At 56.1% G+C, this 26834-nt stretch carries 31 protein-coding genes; 8 read left to right on the top strand and 23 right to left on the bottom strand.

Features of this window, described 5'->3' with window-relative positions:
* Window positions 1–95: 95 nt before the first annotated feature.
* From fusA to fkpA, 8 genes are all read right to left on the bottom strand, one after another.
* Entirely contained in the window at window positions 96–2210 is a 2115-nt protein-coding gene (gene fusA, locus B4M48_RS05930; RefSeq protein ID WP_039380834.1) for an elongation factor G, read from the bottom strand.
* A 93-nt stretch (window positions 2211–2303) separates the two neighbouring features.
* On the bottom strand, window positions 2304–2774 hold the full coding sequence (gene rpsG, locus B4M48_RS05925; protein WP_007886246.1) for a 30S ribosomal protein S7: 471 nt from the start codon (window positions 2772–2774) through the stop codon (window positions 2304–2306).
* Window positions 2775–2870: 96 nt separating this feature from the next.
* Window positions 2871–3245, bottom strand: coding sequence for a 30S ribosomal protein S12 (gene rpsL, locus B4M48_RS05920; protein WP_010616440.1), 375 nt, complete (start codon window positions 3243–3245; stop codon window positions 2871–2873).
* Between the two features lie 124 nt (window positions 3246–3369).
* Complete coding sequence (gene tusB, locus B4M48_RS05915; RefSeq protein WP_039380837.1) at window positions 3370–3657, bottom strand: sulfurtransferase complex subunit TusB; 288 nt, start codon at window positions 3655–3657, stop codon at window positions 3370–3372.
* 9 nt (window positions 3658–3666) lie between these two features.
* Complete coding sequence (tusC, locus tag B4M48_RS05910; protein ID WP_039380838.1) at window positions 3667–4026, bottom strand: sulfurtransferase complex subunit TusC; 360 nt, start codon at window positions 4024–4026, stop codon at window positions 3667–3669.
* Window positions 4026–4412 (bottom strand): sulfurtransferase complex subunit TusD, encoded by a 387-nt coding sequence (gene tusD / locus B4M48_RS05905; protein WP_039380840.1) that lies wholly within the window; start codon window positions 4410–4412, stop codon window positions 4026–4028. The genes tusC and tusD overlap by 1 nt, the downstream gene beginning before the upstream one ends.
* Window positions 4412–5134: a helix-turn-helix transcriptional regulator gene (locus B4M48_RS05900; RefSeq protein ID WP_065648594.1), complete on the bottom strand. Its 723-nt coding sequence runs from the start codon at window positions 5132–5134 to the stop codon at window positions 4412–4414. Before B4M48_RS05900 ends, tusD begins: the two co-directional genes overlap by 1 nt.
* A 192-nt stretch (window positions 5135–5326) precedes the next feature.
* Window positions 5327–6157, bottom strand: coding sequence for an FKBP-type peptidyl-prolyl cis-trans isomerase (fkpA, locus tag B4M48_RS05895; protein WP_039380847.1), 831 nt, complete (start codon window positions 6155–6157; stop codon window positions 5327–5329).
* A 279-nt stretch (window positions 6158–6436) separates the two neighbouring features.
* Here fkpA and B4M48_RS05890 point away from each other — a divergent pair, with 279 nt between their 5' ends.
* Window positions 6437–6655: a protein SlyX gene (locus B4M48_RS05890; protein WP_039380849.1), complete on the top strand. Its 219-nt coding sequence runs from the start codon at window positions 6437–6439 to the stop codon at window positions 6653–6655.
* 62 nt (window positions 6656–6717) lie between these two features.
* Here the strand turns inward: B4M48_RS05890 and slyD are convergent, their stop codons facing one another.
* The 4 genes from slyD to kefG all read right to left on the bottom strand — a co-directional run bounded on the left by slyD (window position 6718) and on the right by kefG (window position 10112).
* Entirely contained in the window at window positions 6718–7272 is a 555-nt protein-coding gene (gene slyD, locus B4M48_RS05885) for a peptidylprolyl isomerase (protein ID WP_288656225.1), read from the bottom strand.
* A 196-nt stretch (window positions 7273–7468) separates the two neighbouring features.
* A complete protein-coding gene (locus B4M48_RS05880; protein ID WP_071669300.1) occupies window positions 7469–7663 on the bottom strand; it encodes a YheV family putative zinc ribbon protein in 195 nt (64 codons plus the stop codon).
* A gap of 95 nt (window positions 7664–7758) precedes the next feature.
* On the bottom strand, window positions 7759–9561 hold the full coding sequence (gene kefB, locus B4M48_RS05875) for a glutathione-regulated potassium-efflux system protein KefB (RefSeq protein WP_039380857.1): 1803 nt from the start codon (window positions 9559–9561) through the stop codon (window positions 7759–7761).
* Entirely contained in the window at window positions 9561–10112 is a 552-nt protein-coding gene (kefG, locus tag B4M48_RS05870) for a glutathione-regulated potassium-efflux system ancillary protein KefG (RefSeq protein ID WP_039380859.1), read from the bottom strand. The genes kefB and kefG overlap by 1 nt, the downstream gene beginning before the upstream one ends.
* A 115-nt stretch (window positions 10113–10227) precedes the next feature.
* Here kefG and B4M48_RS05865 point away from each other — a divergent pair, with 115 nt between their 5' ends.
* Window positions 10228–12132: an ABC transporter ATP-binding protein gene (locus B4M48_RS05865; RefSeq protein WP_288656222.1), complete on the top strand. Its 1905-nt coding sequence runs from the start codon at window positions 10228–10230 to the stop codon at window positions 12130–12132.
* Window positions 12133–12217: 85 nt separating this feature from the next.
* Here B4M48_RS05865 and tauD read toward each other — a convergent pair whose 3' ends face one another.
* Genes tauD through tauA form a run of 4 tightly spaced genes read right to left on the bottom strand, consistent with a single transcriptional unit; the run spans window position 12218 to window position 15639 of the window.
* The gene (gene tauD, locus B4M48_RS05860; RefSeq protein WP_039380866.1) at window positions 12218–13057 is read right to left on the bottom strand and encodes a taurine dioxygenase; all 840 of its coding nucleotides are present in this window, start codon (window positions 13055–13057) and stop codon (window positions 12218–12220) included.
* Window positions 13054–13884, bottom strand: a complete 831-nt coding sequence (gene tauC / locus B4M48_RS05855; RefSeq protein WP_039380869.1) for a taurine ABC transporter permease TauC — start codon at window positions 13882–13884, stop codon at window positions 13054–13056. Before tauC ends, tauD begins: the two co-directional genes overlap by 4 nt.
* Window positions 13881–14648: a taurine ABC transporter ATP-binding subunit gene (gene tauB / locus B4M48_RS05850; RefSeq protein ID WP_039380872.1), complete on the bottom strand. Its 768-nt coding sequence runs from the start codon at window positions 14646–14648 to the stop codon at window positions 13881–13883. Before tauB ends, tauC begins: the two co-directional genes overlap by 4 nt.
* 10 nt (window positions 14649–14658) lie before the next feature.
* Window positions 14659–15639, bottom strand: a complete 981-nt coding sequence (gene tauA, locus B4M48_RS05845; RefSeq protein ID WP_039380875.1) for a taurine ABC transporter substrate-binding protein — start codon at window positions 15637–15639, stop codon at window positions 14659–14661.
* Between the two features lie 233 nt (window positions 15640–15872).
* Here tauA and B4M48_RS05840 point away from each other — a divergent pair, with 233 nt between their 5' ends.
* On the top strand, window positions 15873–16853 hold the full coding sequence (locus B4M48_RS05840) for a LacI family DNA-binding transcriptional regulator (protein WP_094111207.1): 981 nt from the start codon (window positions 15873–15875) through the stop codon (window positions 16851–16853).
* 1 nt (window position 16854) lies between these two features.
* Here B4M48_RS05840 and B4M48_RS05835 read toward each other — a convergent pair whose 3' ends face one another.
* Window positions 16855–17457 (bottom strand): LysE family translocator, encoded by a 603-nt coding sequence (locus B4M48_RS05835; protein WP_039380881.1) that lies wholly within the window; start codon window positions 17455–17457, stop codon window positions 16855–16857.
* 60 nt (window positions 17458–17517) lie between these two features.
* On the opposite strand from B4M48_RS05835, the gene B4M48_RS05830 reads away from it, so the two are divergent.
* The 3 genes from B4M48_RS05830 (at window position 17518) to B4M48_RS05820 (ending at window position 19686) form a co-directional block, all read left to right on the top strand.
* Window positions 17518–18540 carry a hydrolase gene (locus tag B4M48_RS05830; RefSeq protein WP_039380883.1) on the top strand — a complete coding sequence of 341 codons (1023 nt, stop codon included), beginning with the start codon at window positions 17518–17520 and terminating at the stop codon, window positions 18538–18540.
* Window positions 18537–18755, top strand: a complete 219-nt coding sequence (locus B4M48_RS05825) for a YheU family protein (protein WP_039380886.1) — start codon at window positions 18537–18539, stop codon at window positions 18753–18755. Before B4M48_RS05830 ends, B4M48_RS05825 begins: the two co-directional genes overlap by 4 nt.
* A 61-nt stretch (window positions 18756–18816) precedes the next feature.
* Complete coding sequence (locus B4M48_RS05820; RefSeq protein ID WP_039380889.1) at window positions 18817–19686, top strand: phosphoribulokinase; 870 nt, start codon at window positions 18817–18819, stop codon at window positions 19684–19686.
* A 96-nt stretch (window positions 19687–19782) separates the two neighbouring features.
* Here B4M48_RS05820 and B4M48_RS05815 read toward each other — a convergent pair whose 3' ends face one another.
* Window positions 19783–20187, bottom strand: a complete 405-nt coding sequence (locus B4M48_RS05815; protein WP_039380892.1) for an OsmC family protein — start codon at window positions 20185–20187, stop codon at window positions 19783–19785.
* 290 nt (window positions 20188–20477) lie between these two features.
* Here B4M48_RS05815 and crp point away from each other — a divergent pair, with 290 nt between their 5' ends.
* The gene (gene crp, locus B4M48_RS05810; protein ID WP_000242755.1) at window positions 20478–21110 is read left to right on the top strand and encodes a cAMP-activated global transcriptional regulator CRP; all 633 of its coding nucleotides are present in this window, start codon (window positions 20478–20480) and stop codon (window positions 21108–21110) included.
* Window positions 21111–21170: 60 nt separating this feature from the next.
* On the top strand, window positions 21171–23246 hold the full coding sequence (locus B4M48_RS05805; RefSeq protein WP_071669297.1) for a YccS/YhfK family putative transporter: 2076 nt from the start codon (window positions 21171–21173) through the stop codon (window positions 23244–23246).
* Here B4M48_RS05805 and argD read toward each other — a convergent pair whose 3' ends face one another.
* From argD to ppiA, 5 genes are all read right to left on the bottom strand, one after another.
* Window positions 23247–24467 carry a bifunctional acetylornithine/succinyldiaminopimelate transaminase gene (gene argD, locus B4M48_RS05800; RefSeq protein WP_039380899.1) on the bottom strand — a complete coding sequence of 407 codons (1221 nt, stop codon included), beginning with the start codon at window positions 24465–24467 and terminating at the stop codon, window positions 23247–23249.
* Between the two features lie 87 nt (window positions 24468–24554).
* Window positions 24555–25130: an aminodeoxychorismate synthase component 2 gene (gene pabA / locus B4M48_RS05795; RefSeq protein WP_039380901.1), complete on the bottom strand. Its 576-nt coding sequence runs from the start codon at window positions 25128–25130 to the stop codon at window positions 24555–24557.
* Between the two features lie 41 nt (window positions 25131–25171).
* Window positions 25172–25765 carry a putative adenosine monophosphate-protein transferase Fic gene (locus tag B4M48_RS05790; RefSeq protein WP_288656217.1) on the bottom strand — a complete coding sequence of 198 codons (594 nt, stop codon included), beginning with the start codon at window positions 25763–25765 and terminating at the stop codon, window positions 25172–25174.
* Window positions 25755–25925 (bottom strand): YhfG family protein, encoded by a 171-nt coding sequence (locus B4M48_RS05785; RefSeq protein WP_071669295.1) that lies wholly within the window; start codon window positions 25923–25925, stop codon window positions 25755–25757. Before B4M48_RS05785 ends, B4M48_RS05790 begins: the two co-directional genes overlap by 11 nt.
* 101 nt (window positions 25926–26026) lie before the next feature.
* Window positions 26027–26599, bottom strand: coding sequence for a peptidylprolyl isomerase A (gene ppiA / locus B4M48_RS05780; protein WP_039380907.1), 573 nt, complete (start codon window positions 26597–26599; stop codon window positions 26027–26029).
* Window positions 26600–26834 lie beyond the last annotated feature (235 nt).

The following is a 26834-nucleotide window of genomic DNA, read 5'->3' as shown; positions in this document are numbered from 1 at the left end:
TTACGCTGAAATTGCTCTTTCGCCATGGCGATAATCCTTACGTTATGCCTTCATCATTGATGAAGGCATCAGTTAACAATTTTTAAACCGTAGCCTTATTTGCCACGAGCTTCAATAACGGCCTGAGCGACGTTGTTCGGCGCATCATCGTACTTCAGGAACTCCATGGAGTAAGAAGCACGGCCTTTTGTCAGTGAACGCAGCTGAGTTGCATAACCGAACATTTCGGAAAGCGGGACTTCAGCGTGAATCTGAACGCCGGTAGCGTTAGATTCCTGACCTTTAAGCATACCACGACGGCGGCTCAGGTCACCGATAACGTCACCGGTGTTCTCTTCTGGCGTTTCTACTTCAACCTTCATGATTGGCTCAAGCAGAACCGGGGTTGCTTTCTTAAAGCCGTCTTTAAACGCAAGAGAAGCAGCCAGTTTAAACGCCAGCTCTGAGGAGTCAACGTCATGGTAAGAACCGAAGTGCAGACGCACGCCCAGATCAACTACCGGGTAACCCGCCAGTGGACCAGACTTCAGCTGCTCCTGGATACCTTTATCAACGGCAGGGATGTATTCGCCAGGAATCACACCACCTTTAATGTCGTTAACAAATTCGTAGCCTTTCGGGTTTGAACCCGGCTCCAGTGGGTACATGTCGATAACAACATGACCATACTGACCACGACCACCAGACTGCTTGGCGTGTTTACCTTCAATACCGGTAACTTTAGAGCGGATCGCTTCGCGATACGCAACCTGAGGTTTACCGATGTTCGCTTCAACGTTGAATTCACGCTTCATGCGGTCAACGATGATGTCGAGGTGCAGCTCACCCATACCAGCGATGATGGTCTGGTTAGACTCTTCATCAGTCCATACGCGGAATGATGGGTCTTCTTTCGCCAGACGACCCAGAGCCAGACCCATTTTTTCCTGGTCAGCTTTGGTTTTCGGCTCAACGGCGATAGAGATTACCGGCTCCGGGAACTCCATGCGCTCAAGGATGATGACGTTATCCGGGTCACACAGGGTGTCACCGGTGGTCACATCTTTCAGGCCGATCGCAGCAGCGATGTCGCCCGCACGAACTTCTTTGATCTCTTCACGCTTGTTAGCGTGCATCTGAACGATACGGCCCAGACGCTCACGGTTTGACTTGACCGGGTTGAACACGGTATCACCGGTGTTAACCACGCCAGAGTAAACGCGGAAGAAGGTCAGGTTACCAACAAACGGGTCGGTTGCGATTTTGAACGCCAGCGCAGCAAACGGCTCGTTGTCGTCAGAGTGACGCTCAGCCGGTGTGTCTTTACCGTCATCCAGCATACCGTTGATCGCGGTAACGTCAGTCGGTGCTGGCAGGTATTCAACTACCGCATCCAGCATCGCCTGAACACCTTTGTTCTTAAATGCAGAACCACAGGTTACCAGGATGATTTCGTTGTTCAGAACGCGCTTACGCAGAGACGTTTTGATCTCTTCTTCAGTCAGCTCTTCGCCGCCAAAGAATTTCTCCATCAGCTCGTCAGAACCTTCAGCTGCAGATTCAACCAGCTTCGCACGCCATTCATCAGCCAGATCCTGCATATCAGCCGGGATATCTTCGTAAACGAAGGTAACGCCCTGATCTTCATCGTTCCAGTTGATGGCTTTCATTTTCACCAGGTCAACAACACCGGTGAATTTCTCTTCTGCGCCGATTGCCAGCTGAAGTGGAACCGGGTTTGCACCCAGACGCACTTTCATCTGATCAACAACTTTCAGGAAGTTAGCACCCATGCGGTCCATTTTGTTAACGAACGCGATGCGTGGAACTTTATATTTGTTAGCCTGACGCCATACGGTTTCAGACTGTGGCTGAACACCACCAACCGCACAGTAAACCATAACTGCGCCATCAAGCACACGCATAGAGCGCTCTACTTCGATGGTGAAGTCAACGTGTCCCGGGGTGTCGATGATGTTGACGTGGTGTGGCTCAAACTGCTTAGCCATACCAGACCAGTAACAGGTGGTCGCAGCGGAAGTGATGGTAATACCACGTTCCTGTTCCTGCTCCATCCAGTCCATGGTTGCGGCGCCGTCATGTACTTCACCGATTTTATGGTTTACACCGGTGTAGAACAGAACACGTTCGGTAGTGGTAGTTTTACCGGCGTCGATGTGAGCACTGATACCGATGTTACGATAGCGCTCAATGGGTGTTTTACGAGCCATTTGATTCCTCTGATTCTGAGACGTTCATAGTTAAAAAAGCCCAGCAGGTAAGCCACTGGGACGCCCGCTGGGTTAATAACAACTACCTTGCTGTTACCAGCGGTAGTGTGCGAACGCCTTGTTGGCTTCAGCCATACGGTGAACGTCTTCACGTTTCTTAACTGCAGTACCTTTGTTCTCTGCAGCGTCAGAAAGTTCGTTCGCCAGGCGAAGAGCCATTGATTTATCACCGCGTTTACGAGCAGCTTCAACGATCCAACGCATTGCCAGAGCATTACGACGAACCGGACGGACTTCAACTGGAACCTGGTAAGTTGAACCACCAACGCGACGTGACTTCACTTCGACAGTCGGACGTACGTTTTCGAGTGCAACTTCGAAAGCTTCCAGACCGTCTTTACCAGCACGTTGAGCCAGGGTATCAAGTGCGGTATAGACGATTGATTCAGCAGTAGATTTTTTACCATCTACCATCAGGATATTTACAAATTTAGCCAGCAGCTCTGATCCGAACTTAGGATCCGGCAGAATTTTACGCTGACCAATGACGCGACGACGTGGCATGGAAATACTCCGTTGTTAATTCAGGATTGTCCAAAACTCTACGAGTTTATTTTGACATTAAAGTTAAAACGTTTGGCCTTACTTAACGGAGAACCATTAAGCCTTTGGCTTCTTCACGCCATACTTGGAGCGAGCCTGCTTACGGTCTTTAACACCTGAGCAGTCCAGCGCGCCACGAACGGTGTGGTAACGCACACCTGGCAGGTCTTTAACACGACCGCCACGGATCAGGATCACGGAGTGTTCCTGCAGGTTATGACCTTCACCACCGATGTAGGAGGTAACTTCAAAACCGTTAGTCAAACGCACACGGCAAACTTTACGCAGTGCTGAGTTTGGTTTTTTCGGGGTAGTGGTGTAGACACGAGTACAAACACCACGTTTTTGCGGGCAAGCTTCCAGCGCTGGCACGTTGCTTTTAGCAACCTGACGAACGCGTGGTTTGCGAACCAGCTGGTTAACTGTTGCCATTAAATAGCTCCTGGATTTAGCTTTTGCTTCGTAAACACGTAATAAATCACCTCGCATTTCTACGAGGAGGCAGAATTTTAGGGCTGTGCCTATAGGGTGTCAAGAAATAACCAGGTTTTCGCGTTTACCAGGCCACTTGCTGTTGATGCTTTATCGTCAGCGCAACGAATCCAGTATAGTCCAGACGGGCAACACTGGTTGAAATTTGAGCAGATAATCCGCGTGCGACAACATCCTCTTCCAGCACCCATAGCGTGGCCGGTGCCGCGCTGAGCCGGGCCAGCATTGTGCTGCCCTGCAGCGCGCCGGTGACCCCATCCTGCAGCAGCAGCAGGTCATCCTCCGGGCGCAGCAGCAGCAGCAGCGTTTCGATATCGCACTGCCAGGGAGAGTTCATCAGCGTATAAAGCATGGCAGTTTCTCAAAAACAGATAATGCGATCGAAGGAGGCAAGCGTCTGGCGTAATGCGTCACTCTCCAGCACCTGGGCTGTTAACACGCGCTCTGCGCTCAGGCTCACTCCGCGCGCCAGTAGCGAATGCTGACAGATATAGCACTGCTCAATATCATAAAGCGCCAGCACACCAAAGGTGGCGATATAGTCGCGCGCCAGTATAGTTTTCGGCTGCTGCTGCTCAGTCAGCTGCAGCACACCGTCACCGATAAAAAAGAGGCCAACATCTTCGCTCAGGGCGCCGGTAGCCAGAACGGCATCCAGCCCTTCCCTGCCGGCACTGCTGCCGTGTGGCGCGCGGGTAAAGAGGAACGCAACGCGGTTCATCAGAATTGCACCAGACGATCGCAGCTGAGCGCCGCTTCAGCCAGTGCACCCAGACCGCTGAGTTCAAAACCCGGCTGCAGATTGCTGCCCGCCAGCTGCAAACGCGCGGCCTCCTGCCGATCGGTAATGCCACGCCGCAGCGCGGCAGCCACGCAGACATTAAGCGCGACACCGCAGGCGTCGTGCAGCTGCTGCCAGCCGCGCACAATGTCAGCTTCGTCACTGGCAGGTGCGCTCAGCTCACTGGCGTTCAGCACACCTTCACGGTAAAAAAATATGCTCTCCAGCACGTGGCCTGCAGCAATCAGCGCGCGGGCAAACAGCAGCGCACTGGTCGCGTTCTGGGTGCCGTAAGCCGGCCCGGTCACCAGCAGGGTATAGCGCATCAGCGATCCTGCCCCTGAAAATCGCCGTTCTTAAACTGACGTATGTAGAGATAGACCGTATGCCTCGAGATATTCAGACGGGCGGCAACCTGATTGATGGCATCCTTGATGTCAAAAATGCCTTTCTCATACAGATTAAGCACGATCTGCCGGTTCTTGGCGTTGTTAGAGACGTTGCGATCCGCGCTGACCTCTTCAATGGTGAACTCCAGCGTCTGCATCACCAGATCTTCTACCGAACTGGCAAAGTTTACGCTTGAGTCGACCTGCTGCATCTCTGGCGGCATAAAAGTCGACATGATTTGCGAGAACGGTACATCCAGATTCATATTGATGCAGAGCAAACCAATGACGCGCTGCTGGCGATTACGAATAGCAATGGTGACCGATTTCATCAGAACACCGCTTTTGGCGCGTGTAAAATAAGCGCGGGAGACATTGCTGTCAGCGCCATGCATATCATGCAGCATGCGCAGCGCCAGATCGGTAATCGGCGATCCGACTTTGCGCCCCGTATGTTCGCCGTTAGCGATACGCACAGCTGAACATTTCAGATCTTCCAGCGAGTGCAGCACGATTTCGCAGTGCGAGCCAATCAGCATCGCCAGACCGTCGACCACTGCCTCGTAAGATTTGAGAATATCGTAATCTGCTTGCTCAAAAGGGCGCTGCTCCAGTAAATCGAAGTCAGTCAGTTCACCGGGATTAAATGGATTAGACATCGAAGACATTACCCTACGTGGCTGGAGCCTGTCGCGACAGCATTGGGGCAGACTCATCTTATGATCATTATGCAGGCGTTAGTCTGGCAAATGTCGCCCGCTTTAGCCAGAGCTTTGCACATATGCAGCAGGAATTGAACGTGCGGGGTAATGCAGAGGGAACTGCCGCCCGAAGGCGGCAGAACAGAGCAATTACTGTGCTTTTTTCTCAGCAGCGGCCGGAGCCTGTGCTTTTTCATCCGCTTTTGGTGCTGCTTTGATATCCAGCAGTTCAACATCAAACACCAGCGTTGAGTTAGCCGGAATACCCGGTACGCCATTTTTACCGTAAGCGAGGTTCGGCGGGATCACCAGTTTGATCTTGCCACCTTTTTTCACGTGCTTCAGACCTTCAGTCCAGCCCGGGATGACGCCATCCAGACGGAAAGAGAGCGGTTCGCCACGAGTGTAAGAGTTATCGAACTCGGTGCCGTCGATCAGCGTACCTTTGTAGTTGACCACAACAGTGTCGCTATCTTTAGGTGCGGCACCGCTGCCCTCTTTCTCAACCTGATAGAGCAGACCAGATTCGGTCTTCTTCACGCCCTTCTCTTTCGCGAATTTTTCAGCAAAAGCGTTGCCTTTGTCAGCATTCTCTTTTGCATCTTTTTCCAGCTTCGCCTGAGCAGCACCCTTCACGCGACCTTCAAAGGCCTGCAGAGTCTGTTCGATCTCCTGGTCAGAGAGTTTGCTTTTACCGCCAAACGCGTCCTGAACACCAGCAATCAGCTGATCTTTGTCCAGTTTGATGCCCAGCTTCTCCTGTTCCTTCAGAGAGTTGTCCATGTAGCGACCCAGCGAAGCACCCAGTGCATAGGCAGATTGCTGATCTTCGTTTTTGAAAGCAGCATTTTTTGGTGCCTGTGGCGCAGCCTGCGCCGCGTCAGCCGGAGCTGCAGCGGTTTCTGCTGCCATCGCCAGCGGTGCATTAAGTGCGACAGCCATAGTGGTAGCTAACAATGTGACTTTAAACAGTGATTTCATCCTTTCTCCAAAACCGAAGCTTCAAACCTCGGGAATCATTGCGGACAGTGGTCCACACTATAACTTTACGCGGCAGTAACGAACACTCCCGCAGTGTAATTACCCGGTTAACCTCCGACCTTTTTTGCTTCAGGAAGTTTCATCTGAGATGTAGGCGCTACGGGTAAATTCAATGGCAGGAGATAAACGCCGGGTAAATATCAGGTGATTCTGACCGTAAAGGCCGTAGAATCACGCCGGTTCATATCAATGCGCAGTACGATGACAGGAGGAGTAACGATGCAACAGACAGACTGGGATCGGCGCCTTGAAGCGCTGGAGAGCAAGCTGGCTTTTCAGGAAGACACCATTGAGCAGCTTAATCAGACGGTGGTCGAACATGAACTGGAGATGAGCAGGCTGCGGGAACATGTCCGCTTGCTGGTCGACAAAGTTAAAGCGGCAGCGCCCTCGATGGTTGCTTCGCCGTCGGAAGAGACACCTCCGCCGCATTATTAATACCTGCCGGCAGCAGAAAACAGAAAGGCCACCCGCAGGTGGCCTTTTTGTACCGGCAACGCTTAGTGGTTGCAGCCGCAACCGCCGCCGTGACCATGGTCGTGACCATGGTCGTGGTCGTGGTCGTGGTCGTGGTCGTGATGATGACCATCTGCGCCATGCACGTGACCGTGCGCCAGCTCTTCTTCCGTGGCTTCGCGGATAGCAACCACTTCCACGTTGAAGTTCAGGTTCTGACCAGCCAGCATATGGTTACCATCAACCACAACGTGCTCATCTTCTACTTCAGTAATTTCAACCGGCACCGGGCCCTGGTCGGTTTCTGCCAGGAAGCGCATGCCAACCTGCAGCTCATCCACACCCATGAAGACATCTTTAGGTACGCGCTGTACCAGATTGTCATCATACTGGCCATAAGCGTCGTTTGCCGGGATATGCACGTCAAACTTGTCGCCGACCGCGTGATTTTCCAGCGCTTTTTCCAGACCAGAAATCAGGGAACCATGACCGTGCAGATAGTCTAACGGTGCACTTACCGGTGACTCGTCAACCAACACGCCATCTTCGGTACGAACCTGATACGCCAGGCTCACCACCAGGTCTTTTGCTACTTTCATGATATCTCCTAACCGTTGAGAACTAAGGATCCCGTCTCATTGGTCTATTTTTGCGTGCAATAACCAACCAGAAAGGTTTAAAGCTGAACAGATTTTATCCTGCAGAATATGCAGACCATTCAGCATCAGTGGCGCCGATTGTAACGGAATTCAACACCACTGTAAGTCTAAGCGTAAAAAAAGCTGTGCCGGCACGTTACTCGGGATGAAAAATGCCGATCACCTGCTCCTTACTGCGGATCTGATCGCGCGCCTGCTTATCGGCCTCGCGCATCTGATGTCCGCATTTTACGCATTCCACCACATCGACACTGTTTTCGCGCCACATGGCCAGGGTGTCTTTTTCCTGACAGTGCGGACAGACCGCACCGGCGATAAAACGTTTACGCATTTTTTCCTGCCCGCCTGTTGTTCACGGAAACCTTAAGTGTATACCCTGCACACCGCAAATTGCAGCGATGGCCCTGAATAGCCCAGGCTGCCGGCTTACTCATCATCCCAGCCATTTATCTGCCGCTTTTCATGCTGCATCTCGCGCTGGAAGATATCCTCCAGTTCGCGTCGCGCTTCACGCACGCGGGAGACCTGCACGCTGTCCTCATGGCCTGGCATCAGCTCACGCAGCATGCGCATATCCAGCCGGCGGAAATGCTGCTGCGCACGCTGCGCCTGATGAGGATGCATGCCAAGAGAGATCAGCGCCTTGCGACCAAGCTCCAGCGCACTGGAGAACGTTTCACGGGAGAATAGCGTGACGCCTGCCTGCAGCAGTTCGTGCGCCTCGACGCGCCCGCGCGCCCGCGCCAGAATCTCCAGCTGCGGAAAATGGTGCTGGCAGAGGTGCACAATGGTCATGGCATCTTCGGGATCGCTGCAGGTAATAACAATAGATTGCGCATTCTCTGCGCCTGCGGCCCGCAACAGCTCCAGCTCGGTGGCGTCACCGTAGTAAACTTTATAGCCATACTTGCGCATCAGGCTGACCGCAGAGATATCCCGCTCCAGCACCGTGATGCGCTTGTTGTTAGCCATCAGCAGACGCCCTACCACCTGCCCAAAGCGGCCAAAACCCACCACAATAACCTGCGGCTGATCGTCCTCAACAAAGGGCTTCTCATCACTGTCGTCTTTGTCATTAAAGCGACGGGCCAGAATCTTATCCACGCCCTGCATCAGCAGCGGGGTTGTCATCATCGAGAGGGTCACCGTGACCAGCAGCAGCGGCAGCTGATCGCCGCTGAACAGATGGGCGGATGACGCGGCGGAGAACAGGACAAACGCAAATTCGCCGCCCTGGCTGAGCACACCGGCAAACTGCAGACGCTCTGAACTGCGCAGGCCGTAAATGCGCGCCAGCACGTAGAGCACCAGCGCTTTTATCGCCACCAGCGCCAGTACGCCGATCAAAATAGCCACGATATGCGTATAGAGCACGCCAAGGTTCAGCGCCATACCAACAGAGATAAAGAACAGGCCCAGCAGCAACCCTTTGAACGGCTCGATAGCCACTTCAAGTTCGTGCCGGTACTCGCTCTCCGCCAGCAGGATCCCGGCGATAAAGGTGCCCAGCGCCATCGACAGGCCCAGCGCATCCATAAATAGCGCCGAGCCCAGTACCAGCAGCAGCGAGGCGGCGGTAAACACTTCTCTGACGCCGGAAGCGGCAATAAAGCGCAAAATAGGGCGCAGTAAATAACGGCCGCCCACCAGCATGCCGGCAAAGGCCAGCACTTTCATCGCAACTTTAAGCCAGTCAACGTGCCCGCTGTCGCCGCCGGAGAGTAACGGCACCAGCGCCAGCGCCGGGATCACCGCCAGATCCTGAAACAGCAGCACCGAAAAGCCCAGCTGTCCTGATTCGCTGCGGTTCATTCCTTTATCGCGCATCAGCTGCAGCGCCATAGCCGTAGAGGACATAGCCAGACCGATACCGCCTATCACGGCCGCCTGCCAGCTGAAGTCACTTAGCCAGAGCAGCACACCGAGGATCGCCGCAGAAAATATCACCTGCGCCGCGCCGACGCCGAAAATTGAGCGTCGCAGTGACCAGAGTTTGGCTGGATTCAGCTCCAGGCCAATGATAAACATCAGAAACACGACGCCCAGCTCGGAGAAGTGCAGGATCTCATCCACATCGCTGATAAAGCCCAGCCCCCACGGGCCGATCGCAATACCTGCGAGCAGATAACCCAGCACGGCACCAATTCCCAGCCGGGCAGCAACAGGCACCACCAGCACCGCCGCCACCAGATAGATGACGCCCGCTGTCAGTAACGTTTCACCTTGCATTACACTCCTCCCTGCGGCAGTGGTGACGCGAGCCAGTCGCCGTAGGCGCGGGCAAAATGACGCAGCGTTTCAGGCGTCTGCCGCCGCGCCCAGTGAATCACCATCGGTGTCATCCAGTGCATACGGCACATCTGCGCCGTCAGCTCAAATGGCCGCATAATATCGCTCATCGGATAGCGGTTCAGGCCGTCGTGATGGTAGGCCGCTTCAGGCTCACCGGTAGTCACTACGCTGCGCCAGTACTTCCCCTCCAGCGCGTTCCCATCCACGCCGCTGGCAAAACCACGCGACAGTACGCGATCCAGCCACTCTTTCAGCAGGGCAGGACAGCTGTAGGTATAGAGCGGATGCTGAAATACGACGATCTCATGGTCGCGCAGCAGCTGCTGTTCATAGTGAATATCTATAAAAAAATCCGGATAGTGCGCATATAAATCGTGCACGGTGACGTGTTCAAGTTCCCTGGCCGACTGCAGCAAAACCCGATTGGCGATCGAATCCTGTGACTCCGGATGGGCGTAAAGCAGCAAAACTTTTGGTGGCTGCGACATCCTTCCCCTCCAAAGCGTCGTCACCGCAGCGGAATTCCGCTACCATGCTCAACGCAACTAAACATTATCGAATTATGTTGCCGATAAATTACCATATTCTGACGACACGGCGCCTATGATTGTCTTTTCCGCACTACAGATACGACGCGGCACCACTGTGCTGCTGGACAACGCAACCGCAACCATTAACCCCGGCCAGAAAGTGGGCCTGGTGGGTAAAAACGGCTGCGGCAAATCCACCCTGCTGTCGCTGCTTAAAGGTGAAATCAGCAGCGATGCCGGCAGCGTCACCTTCCCCGGCAGCTGGGCGCTGGCGTGGGTCAACCAGGAGACGCCAGCGCTGAGTAAAGCCGCGCTGGAATATGTTATCGACGGCGACCGCGAATATCGTCAGCTTGAATCTGAATTAGCGGATGCCAACGCGCGCGATGATGGCAACGCGATTGCGCTGCTGCACGGCAAGCTGGATGCGATTCAGGCGTGGAGTATACACGCGCGCGCGGCCAGTCTGCTGCACGGTCTGGGCTTTAGTCAGGAGCAGCTGATGCGGCCGGTCAGCGACTTCTCCGGCGGCTGGCGCATGCGTCTCAACCTGGCGCAGGCGCTGGTGTGCCGCTCCGATTTACTGCTGCTGGATGAGCCGACTAACCACCTCGATCTTGACGCCGTGATCTGGCTGGAGCGCTGGCTGAAAAGCTATGAGGGCACGCTGATTCTGATCTCACACGACCGCGACTTTCTCGATCCGGTCGTGGATAAAATTATTCATATTGAGCAGCAGATGCTGATTGAATATACCGGCAACTACAGCTCTTTCGAGCGACAGCGCGTCGCTAAACTGGCGCAGCAGCAGGCGCTCTATCAAAGCCAGCAGGAAAAAGTCGCGCACCTGCAGAAGTATATCGATCGCTTCCGTGCCCAGGCGACCAAAGCCAAACAGGCGCAGAGCCGCATCAAAATGCTGGAGCGCATGGAGCTGATTGCGCCAGCGCACGTGGATAACCCGTTCAGCTTCAGCTTCCGCGCGCCGGAAAGCCTGCCCAATCCGCTGCTGAAAATGGAGAAGGTCACGGCGGGTTATGGCGATCGCATTATTCTTGACGCGATCAAGCTCAATCTGGTGCCGGGCTCGCGTATTGGTCTGCTGGGCCGAAACGGTGCGGGTAAATCTACGCTGATCAAGCTGCTGGCGGGAGAGATCGATCCGCTGGAGGGCAAAGTGGGTCTGGCGAAAGGCATTAAGCTCGGCTACTTCGCGCAGCACCAGCTTGAGTATCTGCGCGCCGAGGAGTCACCGCTGCAGCATCTGGCGCGTACCGCGCCAGCCGTACTGGAGCAGCAGCTGCGCGATTACCTGGGCGGTTTTGGCTTTCAGGGCGATAAAGTCAGCGAAGCCACCGCGCGTTTTTCCGGCGGCGAAAAAGCGCGCCTGGTGCTGGCGCTCATCGTCTGGCAGCGCCCTAACCTGCTGCTGCTGGATGAGCCAACTAACCATCTCGATCTCGACATGCGTCAGGCGCTGACCGAAGCGCTTATCGACTTTGAAGGCGCGCTGGTGGTGGTGTCGCATGACCGGCATCTGCTGCGCTCCACCACTGACGATCTCTATCTGGTCCACGACCGCAAAGTGGACGTGTTTGCCGGCGATCTGGATGATTATCAGCAGTGGCTGAGCGACCTGCAAAAGCAGCAGGCGCAGCAGGATGCCGCACCAAAGCAGGATAATGCCAATAGCGCTCAGTCGCGCAAAGATCAGAAGCGTCGTGATGCTGAGCTGCGCGCGCAGACGCAGCCGCTGCGCAAAGAGATTGAGAAGCTGGAGAAGCAGATGGCTAAGTGGCAGAGTCAGCTGAGCGAGGCTGAAGCCCTGCTGGCCGACAGCGCGATTTACGATCAAAGCCGCAAAGCCGATTTAACCGCCGCCCTGCAGCGCCAGGCAGAGAGCAAATCGGCGCTGGAAGACGTCGAAATGGCGTGGCTGGATGCGCAGGAGCAGCTGGAACAGATGCTGGCGAATTAGCGGCCAGCATCTATGCCGACCCTGCAGCTTTTCTCTCTTCTGCAGGGGCGGCATTTATGCCGACCTGGCTCACCACCGCAACGCGTTAAAACGGCACATCCCCCAGCACCGTCGCACGATGCATAATCCTGCGCGCCGGATAGTAATCGGCATTGGCGTAATGCTGCGTCACACGGTTATCCCAGATAGCGATGTCGTTCTCCTGCCAGCGCCAGCGCACCTGAAACTCCGGCTTCGTAGCGTGCGCAAACAGATAGTTCAGCAGCGCGTCGCTCTCTTTTTCACTGACGCCCAGCAGACGCGTGGTAAACCCCTCGTTCACAAACAGCGCCTTACGCCCGCTGACCGGATGGGTGCGGATCGCCGGATGCCGGACCGGAGGATGCTTAGCCACCGCCTGCTGCCAGCGCTGATGCTCCTCCGGCGTGCGGCGATATTTATACTCCTGAAATGACTTCTTAAAATCGTGCTCCGCCTGTAACCCGCTCAGCAGCTGCTTAACCGGCTCAGAAAGGGTTTCATAAGCGGCAATTCCGCTGCTCCAGAGCGTATCGCCCCCGCTTTCCGGTAGCAGTTTCGCGGCCAGCAGAGCAATGGCCGGCGGCGTTTCAATAAAGGTGACATCGGTATGCCAGTTGTCGTTATCCGGCGGATTATCCTGATGGGTATCCAGCTCGATGATCTCTTCCACGCCAGCCGCATGCGGATAGACCGGATGAATATGCAGATCGCCAAAACGCACCGCCAGCGCCCGCTGCTGCTGCGGCGTAATCACCTGGTTGCGTAAAAACAGCACCTGATGGCGCAGCAGGCCGTGATAGAGCTGTTCAAACTGCGCATCGCTCAGCGGACGGCTGAGATCGACATCGCTGACCTGCGCACCGATCCAGGGGCCCAGCGCGGTAAAAGTAAGACGTTCGTTCATTGCTGCTCTCCATACCAGGGCGTCAGGCGGCGTTGCAGCGCGCGCAGACCCACTTCTAAACTAAATGCGATAACGGCAATGACGCCGATACCCGCCAGTACCACATCCGTAGCAAGAAACTCTCCTGCCGACTGCACCATAAACCCCAGGCCCCGCGTGGCAGCGATAAGCTCTGCAGCCACCAGCGTTGACCAGCCGACGCCCAGCCCGATACGCAGACCGGTCAGGATCTCCGGCAGCGCGCCCGGCAGGATCACAAAGCGCAGCAATTGCCAGCGGGATGCGCCAAGCGCCTGTGCCGCGCGCACGCGGACCTGCCGGCAGTTTTTCACGCCAGCCAGCGTGGCCAGCGTCACCGGCGCAAAAATCGCCAGATAGATAAGTAAAATCTTTGAGGTTTCACCAATACCAAACCAGATCACCATCAGCGGCAGGTAGGCCAGCGGCGGCACCGGCCGGTAAAGCTCAATCAGCGGATCGAGCAGCCCGCGCAGCGCCGGGCTCAGTCCCATCGCAATGCCGGTCGGGATACCAATCAGCGCGGCAAAAAACAGCGCCACCAGCATGCGCGTCAGGCTTGCGGCCAGATGCTGCCACAGCGTGGCGTCCATAAAGCCCTGCGCACTGGCAATCAGCAGCAGTTTCTGCAGCACCTGCTGCGGCGCGGGCAGAAACAGCGGCGCAATCAGCCCCAGCGCCGTCACGCCCCACCACACCAGCAGTAGCAGCGCGATGCTCAGCAGGCTAAGCGACAGCTGGCGTGACAGCGGCCAGCGCAGGCCGCGGGTGCGCGCTGTACCGCGTTTCTCATCAATAACTGCACTCATACAAACGCCTCCCGCCGGGCAAACACCTGATTCAGCACATATTCACGACGTTCGATAAACGCCGGATCGGATTTGATGCTGCGGCACGGTTCGCCATCCGCGAAGCGCTGACCAAAATTGAGCTTTAGCCGCTCTACTATGCGTCCCGGTCCGGGCGACAGCAGCACCAGTTCGCTGGCCAGAAACACCGCTTCTTCAATGTCATGGGTAATCAGCAGAATCTGCTTGCCGGTGTCGCGCCACAGCGTCAGCAACAGGGTTTGCATCTGCTCGCGGGTAAACGCATCCAGCGCGCCAAAGGGCTCATCTAACAGCAGCAGCTGCGGATCGGCTGCCAGCGCACGCGCAATCCCCACGCGCTGACGTTGCCCCCCGGAGAGCTGCCAGATAAAACGCTTTTCTGCCCCCTCCAGCCCGACGTTGCGAATCAGCCGGCTGGCAACGGCGTGACGTTCCGCTTTTGCCATACCGGCCAGCTGCAGGCCAAATGCCACGTTATCGATCACGTTGCGCCACGGCAGCAGCCCTTCATGCTGAAACACCACGCCGCGGCTGGCGTCTGGCCCGGTCACCGCTTTGCCATCCAGCGTAATGCTGCCGGACTCCAGCGGCAGAAAACCGGCAATCAGGTTCAGCAGCGTGGTTTTGCCACAGCCGGATGGACCCAGCACCACCAGCAATTCACGGCTATCCAGCTGCAGGTTGATATCCTGCAGCGCGGGCTGACCGGCGTAACGTGCGTTGAGATGCGTGATGCTGAGCATATGGCCTCCGTTATTTCGCTAAAGGTGCAACAAAGCGGGTGGTCACAAAGCTGCTGTAGTCGCTGGCCGCTTCCGGCACCCGCCCCTGCTCTTTCAGGAAGTGCGCGGTATCAACAATGGCTTTATTCACCGGCTTGCCGAGTTGCTCAACCTGCTGTTGCGCCGTCAGATAGGTATTGCCTTTAACCAGACCCGGCACATCCCCTTCCGGTACGCCGCTCAGGCGCGACAGCTTGCTCAGGTTATCCGGCTGCTTCAGCCACTGTTCGGGCTGGGCGAGATAGGCCTGCTGTGCATCAATGGCGCTGCGGGCAAACGCAGTAACCACCTCCGGATGCTGCTGCGCAAAATCTTTACGCACCACCCAGACATCGAGCGTTGGTGAGCCCCACTGTCCCACCTGCGAGGAGTCGGTCAGCACATGGCCCTCTTTTTCCAGCTCATTAACGGCCGGGGCCCAGACGTACGCGCCGTCAATATCGCCACGCTGCCAGGCGGCAACAATCGCAGGCGGTTGCAGGTTCACTAACTGCACCTGTGAGGGCTTAATGCCCCAGTGCTTCAGCGCCGCCAGCAGGCTGTAATGCGTGGTGGAGATGAAAGGTACGGCAATACGTTTGCCGATGAGCTGTTTCGGATCGCTGATCCCTTTTTTCACGACCAGCGCCTCGGAGTTACCCAGCTGTGATGCAAGCAGAAACGCTTCAATCGGCAGCTGCTGTGTGGCAGCGACCGCCAGCGGACTGGAGCCAATATTGCCAATCTGCACATCGCCGGACGCCAGCGCACGCAGCACGCTGGCGCCGCTGTCAAATTTGCGCCAGTCCACGGTTGCTCCGCTCTCACGGGCGAAGGTGTTATCCGCCTGAGCGACTTTGGCAGGCTCTGCGGAGGTCTGGTACGCCACGGTGACGTTGACTGCCTGTGCCTGAAACGCTATCAGTCCCAGTACTGCTGCCAGCGAGATTATTGTTTTTTGCATTGCCATCATCCTGTTCCCCGAAGTGAAGTTATGACGGCAGTGTCGCCAGCGGTGAAAGTTTCATAAAGGAATTAAAAATTATCCCTCATGCCAATCAGTTCTTAGATCAACATCAGGCAAGGCTATGCAAAAAAAGCAAATAGGCCGGACAGAAACGGTGACAAATTTGTCAGGCGCTCACATCGCTACTGTGTTATTGATCTCTACCTGATTTCATCACCTGAATAGCGGTTGTTATCTCCATGTCCATCGAAAAAGTCGCGCACCTGGCGGGCGTATCAAAAGCTACCGTTTCCCGGGTTCTGAACCAGCATCCCGGCGTGCGTCCCGATACGCGCAGTAAAGTGCTGGCAGCGATCAGCGCGTGCGACTACCAGCCTAATTTGCTGGCGCGCCAGCTGCGCACGGCGCAAAGCAACATGCTGCTGGTGCTGATTTCAGATATTACCAACCCCTTCTGTTCGCGCGTTGTGCAGGGGATTGAAGCGGAGGCGGAGGCGCAGGGCTATCACATTTTGCTCTGCAACAGCGCCTCTCAGCTGCGGCGTGAAACCGCCTATCTGGCGCTGCTGGCTGGCAAGGTCGTCGATGGCGTGATCACAATGGATGCCGCCGCCTGTCTGCAGGGGCTGAAAGATTTGATTGGTGATGCGCCGTGGGTGCAGTGTGCTGAATACGATCCCTCTATTAATGCATCCAGCGTGACTATTGATAACCGGCAGGCGGCCTTTGAGACGGTCCGCTACCTGGCCGGAAAGGGCCGAAAACAGATTGCGCTGGTCAACTGCGACATGCGCTATCTCTATTCGCATCAGCGTGAGAGCGGCTACCGCGAGGCGCTGAAGGCGCTGAATATGACGTGGGATCGCGTGGCGTATGCGGAGAATATCTCCTGCGAAGCGGGCAGCGCCGCGCTGCATGCGCTGCTGGCACAGCCCTCTCCGCCCGATGCCATTTTTACCGTGTCAGATGTGCTGGCCGTTGGCGTTATTCACGCCGCGCTCGAAGCGGGACTGCGCGTTCCGGAGGATCTGGCCGTGGTAGGTTTTGACGGTATTCCGTTTACCAGCAGCCTGAATCCGCCGCTGACCACCATTGCGCAGCCGATGAATCAGATGGGCGCCCGCAGCGTACAGCTGCTGCTGAACCGCATTCGCCAGCCGCATGCTGCCATTGTGCATGAAGTCCTGCCCTGGCAGCGTCTGGAGCGCGCATCCAGCTAATCTAGCGCCAGATCAGCAGCACACAGGCAGCGGTCAGTGCGCCCATCGCGAGGTTGAACAGCTTCCAGGCACGCGGGCTATGCAGCAGGCGGCCAATCAGTGAACCAAATCCCATCCAGATCAGGCCGGATACCAGATTCACCAGCGCCATGCCCATGCTGATCGCAACCACAGAGTGCTGATAGGCAGCTCCTGCCAGGCTGAAACTCGCTATCGCCCCCAGCGCCATCAGCCAGGCTTTAGGATTGATCAGTTGCAGCAGTCCGCCCTGCCAGAACGGCATCTGCTTTACCGAACGGTCTTCGGTTTCCAGCGTCTCATAGGCGGCCGTCGCGATTTTCCACGCCAGCCAGAGCAGATAGAGACTGCCGGCAATCTTCAGTACCAGATGCAGCGACGGATAGAGCAGGATCAGTCCGCCAATGCCAAATGCCACCATCAGCAACATCACCTGCATACCCAGCATGATACCAATAAGCAGCGGTAGCGTGCGCAGAAAGCCAAAATTAGCACCTGAGGCCGTAAGTAACATATTATTGGGCCCCGGCGTGATGGCCGCGACCCAGAGAAAACCTAACATCGACAAAAAAAGACTGAGTTCCATGAGTATCCGGATGCTCCTCATCCTTAAAAGCAGACAACCCATCGAAGCTATCAGCGAGTTATGCATCAGACAAGCACTATCCCTGGTTATTTAGATTGCCCCACCGGCAATCCCTTTATTCCGCTGCGCGGCTTCGGCAATGCGCATTTGCAGACCCTGCTGCCGCGCCTGCTACGGCGTCGCGTCACGCTTAAACCACACTGGCAGCGGCTGGAGCTGCCGGATGGCGACTTTGTCGATCTCGCCTGGAGCGAAGATCCAGCCGGCGCGCGACACAAACCGCGCATGGTGATGTTCCACGGGCTCGAAGGCCATTTTCGCAGCCCTTATGCACACGGCCTGATGCAGGCGTGCAAAGCGCGCGGCTGGCTTGGCGTGGTGATGCACTTTCGCGGCTGCAGCGGCGAACCTAACCGGCTGCAGCGCATCTATCACTCCGGTGAAACGGAAGACGCGACCTATTTCCTGCACTGGCTGCGGCGTGAATGGGGCAGCGTGCCGACAGCTGCGGTAGGTGTGTCGCTGGGCGGTAACATGCTCGCCTGTTTACTGGGCCTGCAGGGCAATGAGGCACCGCTGGATGCGGCCGTGGCGATATCAGCGCCGCTGGCGCTCGCCCCCTGCAGTGAAAAGCTCGATATCGGCTTCTCCCGCTTCTACCAGCACTATCTGCTGACGCAGCTGAAAAAGAATGCGCTGCGCAAACTGCGCGCCTGGCCCGGCACGCTGCCGGTTGATGTACTGCAGCTGCGCGCGTTTCGCCGCCTGCGCGAATTTGACGATGCGATCACCGCCCGGGCGCACGGCTTTCTTGACGCCAGCGATTATTATCAGCGCGCCAGCGCCCTGCCGCTGTTAACCGGCGTGCGCAAGCCGATGCTGATCATCCACGCCAAAGACGATCCCTTTATGACAGATGCGGTGATCCCGCAGCCGCAGCAATTGTCTGCCACAATTGAGTATCAGCTGACGCAGCAGGGTGGACACGTTGGCTTTGTCGGCGGCAGCCTGCTTCAACCGCATATGTGGCTGGAGCAGCGCGTGCCGGAGTGGCTCTCAACTTATCTGGATGGGCAATTGTGATTATTCCGTGGCAGGAACTGGATGTAACAACGCTGGAAAACCTGATTGAAAGTTTTGTTCTGCGCGAAGGCACTGACTACGGTGAGCAGGAGCGCAGCCTGGCGCAGAAGGTAGCCGACGTGCGCCGCCAGCTGCAGCAGGGCGAGGTGGTGCTGGTCTGGTCTGAGCTGCATGAAACGGTCAATATTATGCCGCGGCGCGAGTTTCGCGGCTGATGCACTGCCGGATAATTCATGGTAACAATGCTCATCGCCCGACCTCACAGGGAGCACCCGTATGTCAGCCAGACACCCCGTTATCGCCGTTACCGGCTCCAGCGGCGCCGGTACCACGACAACCAGCCTTGCGTTCCGTAAAATTTTTCAGCAGCTGGGGCTGCATGCAGCCGAAGTAGAAGGCGACAGTTTTCATCGCTATACCCGGCCGGAAATGGATATGGCGATCCGCAAAGCACGCGATCTGGGTCGTCACATCAGCTATTTTGGTCCGGACGCCAATGACTTTGGCCTGCTGGAGCAGACGTTCCGGCGCTATGGCGAAAGCGGCATAGGAGAGTCGCGCAAATACCTGCACACCTATGACGAGGCCGTGCCGTGGAATCAGGTGCCGGGCACCTTTACTCCCTGGCAGCCGCTGCCGGAGAATACTGATGTGCTGTTTTATGAGGGACTGCACGGCGGAGTGGTTACGCAGCAGCATAACGTGGCGGAGCATGTTGATCTGCTGGTGGGCGTGGTGCCGATCGTCAATCTTGAGTGGATACAGAAACTGGTACGCGATACCAGCGAACGGGGCCATTCGCGCGAAGCGGTGATGGACTCCGTGGTACGGTCGATGGAAGATTATATCAACTACATCACGCCGCAGTTTTCGCGCACGCACCTTAACTTTCAGCGGGTACCGACAGTTGATACCTCTAACCCGTTCGCGGCGCGCGAGATCCCCTCACTGGATGAGAGTTTTGTGGTGATCCATTTTCGCGGCCTGGAAGGTATCGCTTTCCCCTATCTGCTGGCGATGATTCAGGGATCGTTTATTTCGCATATGAATACGCTGGTGGTACCGGGCGGCAAAATGGGACTGGCGATGGAGCTGATCATGATGCCACTGGTGCAGCGGCTGATTGAAGGAAAACGGATAGAGTAGAGGCCATGTCTGCCAGACGACGTGGCATCGGTCGCCATAAATGGCGACCCTGCAAAGCCTGTTTCACGGGTAGCGAGGTATGCGCACCGGCAGCTGTTACAGCTCAACTACCTCATGGCTGTGGGTGATCTCCACCCCTTTGCCGAGCATGATCGCCACCGAGCAATATTTTTCTGCCGACAGGTCAACCGCCCGCGCCACCGCTTTCTCGCTCAGCGCTTTGCCGCTGACGATAAAGTGCAGGTTAATCTGTGTAAAAATACGTGGTGCTTCTTCGCGCCGTTCTGAAGTCAGTTTGACCTCGCAGTCAGCCACGTCATTACGCCCTTTTTGCAGAATCGAGACCACATCAATCGCGCTACAGCCGCCGGCGGCCATCAGTACCATCTCCATCGGGCTTGGCGCTTTATCGCCTGAATTCCCGTCCATTAATAACTGATGTCCTGATGAGGATTCTCCGAGAAAGGTCAGCCCTTCCACCCATTTCACACGTGCCTGCATTATTCTTTCTCCTGAAGCGGCGTTTTGCGCCAGAGTACGCGTTCATCCGGCAAACAGCAATCGCCCGCCTGCTGAAGCGAGACAACACAAGACAGTCTGCAAAAGCTGTGCTACAAACAGAGCTGAAAATTTCTTCGTCGTGGCTGATGAGGACGGGCAGAATCAAAAGCAGAGCTTACACATCCGCCCGGATAATTTTTATTAACAGGACGCGCTGGACGATTTCATCGCCTGACAGGGAATGAATGCCCCTGTGTTTTGGGCACGATTACAATAGAGGATAATAGCGAATGGTTCTCGGCAAACCGCAAACAGACCCTACACTCGAATGGTTCCTGTCCCATTGCCATATTCACAAATATCCATCCAAAAGCACGCTGATCCATCAGGGTGAAAAAGCAGAAACGCTCTACTACATCGTTAAAGGTTCCGTTGCGGTACTGATTAAAGATGAAGAAGGCAAAGAGATGATCCTCTCCTATCTGAATCAGGGAGATTTCATCGGCGAACTCGGCCTGTTTGAAGAGGGCCAGGAGCGCAGTGCCTGGGTGCGTGCGAAAACAGCCTGCGAAGTTGCTGAAATTTCCTACAAAAAATTTCGTCAGCTGATTCAGGTTAACCCGGATATTTTGATGCGCCTGTCGGCGCAGATGGCACGTCGCCTGCAGGTGACATCAGAAAAGGTGGGTAACCTGGCTTTCCTGGATGTTACCGGCCGCATTGCGCAGACGCTGCTTAATCTGGCTAAACAGCCGGATGCCATGACCCACCCCGACGGTATGCAGATTAAAATTACCCGTCAGGAGATTGGTCAGATCGTGGGTTGCTCACGGGAAACCGTTGGTCGCATCCTGAAAATGCTGGAAGATCAGAACCTGATCTCCGCACACGGTAAAACCATCGTCGTTTACGGCACCCGCTAAGCTGTTTCACCCCCCACGGCGTGATGACACCATCACGCCGTTTCTGTTTGCGATAAGCTGATGTGGCGCCGAATCATCTATCATCCCGAAGTCAATTACGCTCTGCGTCAGACGCTGGTGCTGTGCCTGCCTGTCGCGCTGGGATGGCTGTGTGGCGATCTGCAAAAAGGCCTGCTGTTCTCGCTGGTACCCGCCTGCTGCAATATTGCCGGCCTTGATACGCCGCATAAACGCTTTTTCAAACGCCTGATCGTGGGCGGTACGCTTTTCGCCACCGGCAGTTTTCTGATCCAGTACCTCACCAACGCCGCGGTTCCGCTGCCGCTTATTATGCTGGTGCTGCCGCTGCTGATTGGCGTGACGGGCGAAATCAGTCCGCTGCACGGGCGTCTGCTGCCCGGCACGCTGATTGCAGCGATCTTTACGCTGAGCCTGGTGGGGCGTATGCCGATCTGGGTGCCGCCGCTGCTCTATATTGGCGGCACGTTCTGGTATGGCCTGTTTAACTGGTTCTGGTACTGGCTGTGGAAAGAGCAGCCGATGCGTGAAACGCTGAGCCTGCTCTATCGTGAGCTGGCTGACTACTGCGATGCCAAATATACCCTGCTGACACAGCTGACCGATCCGGAAAAAGCGCTGCCGCCGCTGCTGGCGCGCCAGCAGAAAGCGGTTGACCTGATCACCACCTGCTATCAGCAGATGCATATGCTTTCTGCCAGCCGCGATAACAGCCATAAGCGGCTGACGCGCGCTTTTCAGGTGGCGCTGGATCTGCAGGAGCATATCGCTGTCAGCCTGCACCAGCCGGAGAAAGTGCAAAAGCTGGTAGAACAGAGTCATGCGGAAGCGGTTATCCGCTGGAATGCAAAAACCATTTCGGCACAGCTCAGGCTGCTGGCCGATGCCATTCTCTATCACCAGCTGCCCGCCCGCTTTCAGATGGAAAAGCCGCTCGGCGCGCTGGAAAAAATTGCGCGGCAGCATCCGGATAATCCGGTTGGCCACTTCTGCCTTTATCATTTCAGCCGCATCGCCCGCGTGCTGCGCACCCAGAAACCGCTCTATACGCGCGATCTGATGGCCGATCGCCAGCGGCGCCTGCCGCTGCTGCCCGCCCTGCGCAGCTATCTATCGTTCAGGTCCGGCGCGCTGCGCAGCGCGGCCCGCTTTGCCGTTATGCTGATGTTTGGCAGCTCTGTTGCGCTGTTTTTTAATATTCCCAAGCCCTACTGGATCCTGATGACCATTATGTTTGTCAGCCAGAATGGCTACAGCGCCACGCGCGTGCGCATTCAGCACCGGGCGCTCGGCACCTTTGCCGGGCTGCTGATTGCCGCCGCATCGCTGCGTTTCGCCGTACCGGAATCGATCGCGCTGCTGTTTATGCTGGCAATCACGCTGGCCAGTTATCTGGTGACGCGCAAATATTATGGCTGGTCGATGATTGGCTTCACCGTGACGGCGGTCTACTCGCTGCAGCTGCTGTCGCTGAATGGTGCTCAGTTCCTGCTGCCGCGGATGATGGATACGCTGATGGGCTGTCTGATCGCCTTCGCCGGTATGATCTGGCTATGGCCGCAGTGGCAGAGTGGTCTGCTGCGCCAGAATGCGCACGATGCGCTGGAAGCGTATCAGGAGGCGCTGCGCATGCTGCTGGGGCCGGATCACGCGCCGGAAAAACTGGCTTACCAGCGGGTAAAGGTTAACCAGGCGCATAACGCGCTGTTTAATGCGCTGAATCAGGCGACCAGCGAGCCTGGTTTTAACGCGCAGTATCTGAAGGATATGCGGCTGTGGGTCACGCACAGTCAGTTTATCGTAGAGCATATTAACGCCATGACTATTCTGGCGCGTGAGCACACCATGCTGACCCCGGCTCTGGCAGAGCGCTATCTGCAGTCGTGCGAAATTGCCCTGCAGCGCTGTCAGCAGCGGCTGACCTACGACGGACCGGGCAGTGAGAGCAACGTTATGGAGGCGCCGGAAAACCTGCATGAGGGGCCGGTGACGATTGTCGAGCAGCATGTTAAACGCATTTTGCAGCATCTCAGCGTCATGCACACCATCTCCTCTCTGGCATGGAGCCAGCGACCGCATCATGGCCGCTGGCTGCGGGCTATTCGTCCGAAAGGATAGTCAGGCGGCAATAACCCTGCGCAGCGCGGCCGCAAAGCGCGTCATTCCGGCGTCGATCTCCTCCGGAGTGATAACCAGCGACGGCACAAAGCGGATCACATCGCTGCCGGCGGTCAGGATCATCACGCCTTCTGCCGCTGCTGCATTGAGAATATCGCGGGCTTTACTGGCATGTTCCGGTTTCAGTACCGCGCCCATCAGCAGACCCTTTCCGCGAATTTCGCTAAAGATATCCAGCTCACTATCCAGCGCCCTCAGCGCGTCGGTAAACTGCTGCCGCCGCGCCTCCACCCCAGCCAGCACCGCCGGCGTGTTAATGATATCCAGCGCGGTTTCTGCAATCGCGCAGGCGAGCGGATTGCCGCCGTAGGTAGTGCCATGTACGCCGGGCGCCATGACGGAAGCGATCTCATGCGTGGTCAGCATCGCGCTCACCGGGAAGCCGCCGCCCAGCGCTTTCGCCGTCGTAAGAATGTCAGGCTGAATACCGTAGTGTTCATAGCTGAACAGCTTGCCGCTGCGCCCCATGCCGCTCTGTACTTCATCCAGCACCAGCAGCGCGTTATGCTCATCGCACAGCGCACGCAGTCCCTGCATAAATTCCGGCGTTGCCGGCATCACGCCGCCCTCACCCTGAATCGGTTCAACAACGATCGCGCAGGTATGATCATCAATCACGGCTTTTACCGCCGCCAGATCGTTAAACGGGACGTGGACGATATCGGCCGGTTTGGGGCCGAAGCCGTCAGAGTATTTAGGCTGTCCGCCAACGGAGACGGTAAACAGCGTGCGGCCGTGGAAAGCGTTGTGAAACGCGATGATCTTACTTTTGAACGGCGAGTGCTTTTTACAGGCGTAGTAGCGCGCCAGCTTGAACGCCGCTTCGTTAGCTTCCGCACCGGAATTGCCAAAAAATACGCGGTCGGCGAAGGTAGCAGCAATCAGCTTCGTCGCCAGACGCAGCGCCGGCTCGTTGGTAAAAACATTACTGGTGTGCCACAGCGTTTCGCCCTGGCGCTTCAGCGTCTCAACCAGCGCCGGATGGCAGTGACCCAGCGCGGTGACCGCTATACCGCCGGAGAAGTCGATATACTCTTTACCCTGCTGATCCCAGACGCGGCTGCCTTTGCCCTTTACGGGCACAAACTGCGCAGGTGCATAAACAGGCAAAATGACGTTATCAAACGTCTCCCGGGTTACCGCTATGTTTTCCGCTGCCATTGCTGACCTCATCCGGCTATTGAGTGATCTTAAATGAAATTATAATCACGGAATATGCATAAAAAATCACGGAATGGCAAACGGAAGTTAGCGTTCAAGGAAATTTTTCAGCAGCTGATGGCCCTGCTCGCTGAGCACGCTTTCGGGGTGAAACTGCACGCCTTCCAGCGGTAGCGTGCGGTGACGAAAGCCCATGATTTCATCGGGCTGATTATCACGCAGGCTCCAGGCGGTGATCTCAAACGCGTCAGGCAGCGATCCATCCGCCACAATCAGTGAGTGATAGCGCGTTACGGTGAGTGGATTAGCGAGGTTGCGAAACACGCCTTCGCCAGTGTGGCGTACCGGCGAGGTTTTCCCGTGCATGACCTGACGCGCACGTACCACCTTTCCGCCAAAGGCCTGAGCGATGGCCTGATGTCCGAGGCACACCCCCAGCACCGGCAGCCGCCCGGCAAAATAGCGAATGGCATCCAGAGAAATACCCGCCTGGTCGGGCGTGCAGGGCCCAGGGGAGATAACCAGATGGCTTAGCGGCAATGCCGCCATCTCAGCCAGCGAGATAGCGTCATTACGCACCACGCGCACCTGCGCGCCCAGCTCGCAAAAATACTGGTAAAGGTTCCAGGTAAAAGAGTCGTAGTTATCAAGCAGCAGCAGCATCATGACCTCAGGTCGATCAAACCGCCGCTATTCTACGCACTTTATCGCGCCGGGCTTACCACTTTTGTCAGCTGCGCGGTCAGCGCGGCGAGATCGCCCGCGAACGCTTCGCGAATTGCCTTCTGCCACGGCTCCGGCTCCAGCCGATCCCACTCCAGCAGATAGCCGGCGTGCAGCGCCAGCTGCTCAAAAAAGATGCGCTGAGCGCGTCCGTTGCCCGCCCGGAACGGATGCAGTACATAGAGTTCACAGTAGTAATGTGCCAGACGGGCCACAAAGGCGTCTGTATCAAGTTCGGTCAGCCCCTGCTCCTCCTCCAGCGCGCTCATCAGCGCATTGCCCTCTTTCTCAATGTATTCGCAGTGGCAGTAAGGGGTCTCGTCGCGCCAGATATCGATGGTGCGGAGTTCGCCCGCCCAGCTGTAGAGATCCTGAAACAGCGTGCGATGAATATGGCGTAAACGCGGCAGACCCGGTGTACGCGGACCTGGATCCAGCGTCGCCAGCCGCGCGGCACTGAACGCCAGCTCCGCCTTGCGCAGCTGCGCGGCATCATGAATTTCCAGCCGGTTTTTCAGCACATCATCGTTGTGCCACAGGTAGGGATCGCGTACCGCCAGTGAATTATCCGCCATACTGCCTCCTCAGCGAAGCAAGCCGATCTTCCGCCTGCTCAGCGGTGACCGCAGGCTCAGTCAGGGTATAACCAGACAGCCTGCAGCTGGCCTGATAGCTGGCAGCACGACGCTGCAGCCACAAAGTGGCTTTCTGTTTTTCAGTGAGTTTTTGCGGCATAGCGCCTCCGGCTGACAAGATTTGCCCTAAGTATAAGAGCAAATTCTGGCTTTGCCGGAGCGCGGTCAGCGACGTCACGCTACAGGTGACGCGGAAACAGATTAAGGCAGGATTTTCGCGGAGGTAATAACAACCGGTTTTGCCGGGACATTCTGGTACGGGCCCACATCTTTAGTCGGGACCTGGGCGATTTTGTCGATCACATCCATCCCTTTCACAACTTTACCAAATACCGCATAACCGAAGTCGCGCTGTCCGTGATCCAGGAAAGCGTTATCTGCCACATTCAGGAAGAACTGGCTGGTTGCGCTGTCTTTCTCAGCGGTACGCGCCATAGAGATGGTACCGCGCAGATTACGCAGTCCGTTGTCAGCTTCGTTTTTGACTGGCGCGCTGGTCTGCTTCTGCTGCATATCCGTGGTAAAACCGCCGCCCTGGATCATAAAACCCGGGATCACGCGATGAAAAATGGTGTTGTTGTAGAAGCCGTTATTAACGTAATCCACAAAGTTTTTTACTGAAACCGGCGCTTTCTGGTTATCCAGTTCAAGTTCAATGTTGCCTGCTGACGTGGTGAGCAGGACATGTGTATCCCCTTTTGCAGCCAGTGCAGAAGCAGATACGGAAGAGAGTGCTAACAGGGCGATCGCCGCTGTCAAAGTACGTTTAAGCATGAAAGAGTCCTTACCCTGGAGATCGGCTTAAAAAACAGAATTGATTGTAAAGAGCATGTAATACAAGAGCCAGCGTTTTACCTATATTTACCGGAATGTTGCAAACGTCATACTTTTGCCGCCGCGCAATCATTTGCGTGACTGAAATCACACATATCATGAAATTTGCGTAGCTTATTTCACTGCTTGTTTATTAAGATCACAGTTCCATTTACAATTCATGACACTTTTGCCT

This window comes from Pantoea sp. UBA6567, from assembly GCF_002434165.1.
Lineage (GTDB): Bacteria > Pseudomonadota > Gammaproteobacteria > Enterobacterales > Enterobacteriaceae > Pantoea > Pantoea eucrina.
Note: the sequence above shows the minus strand (reverse complement) of the source record. Positions and strands in the feature narration are given on the sequence as shown.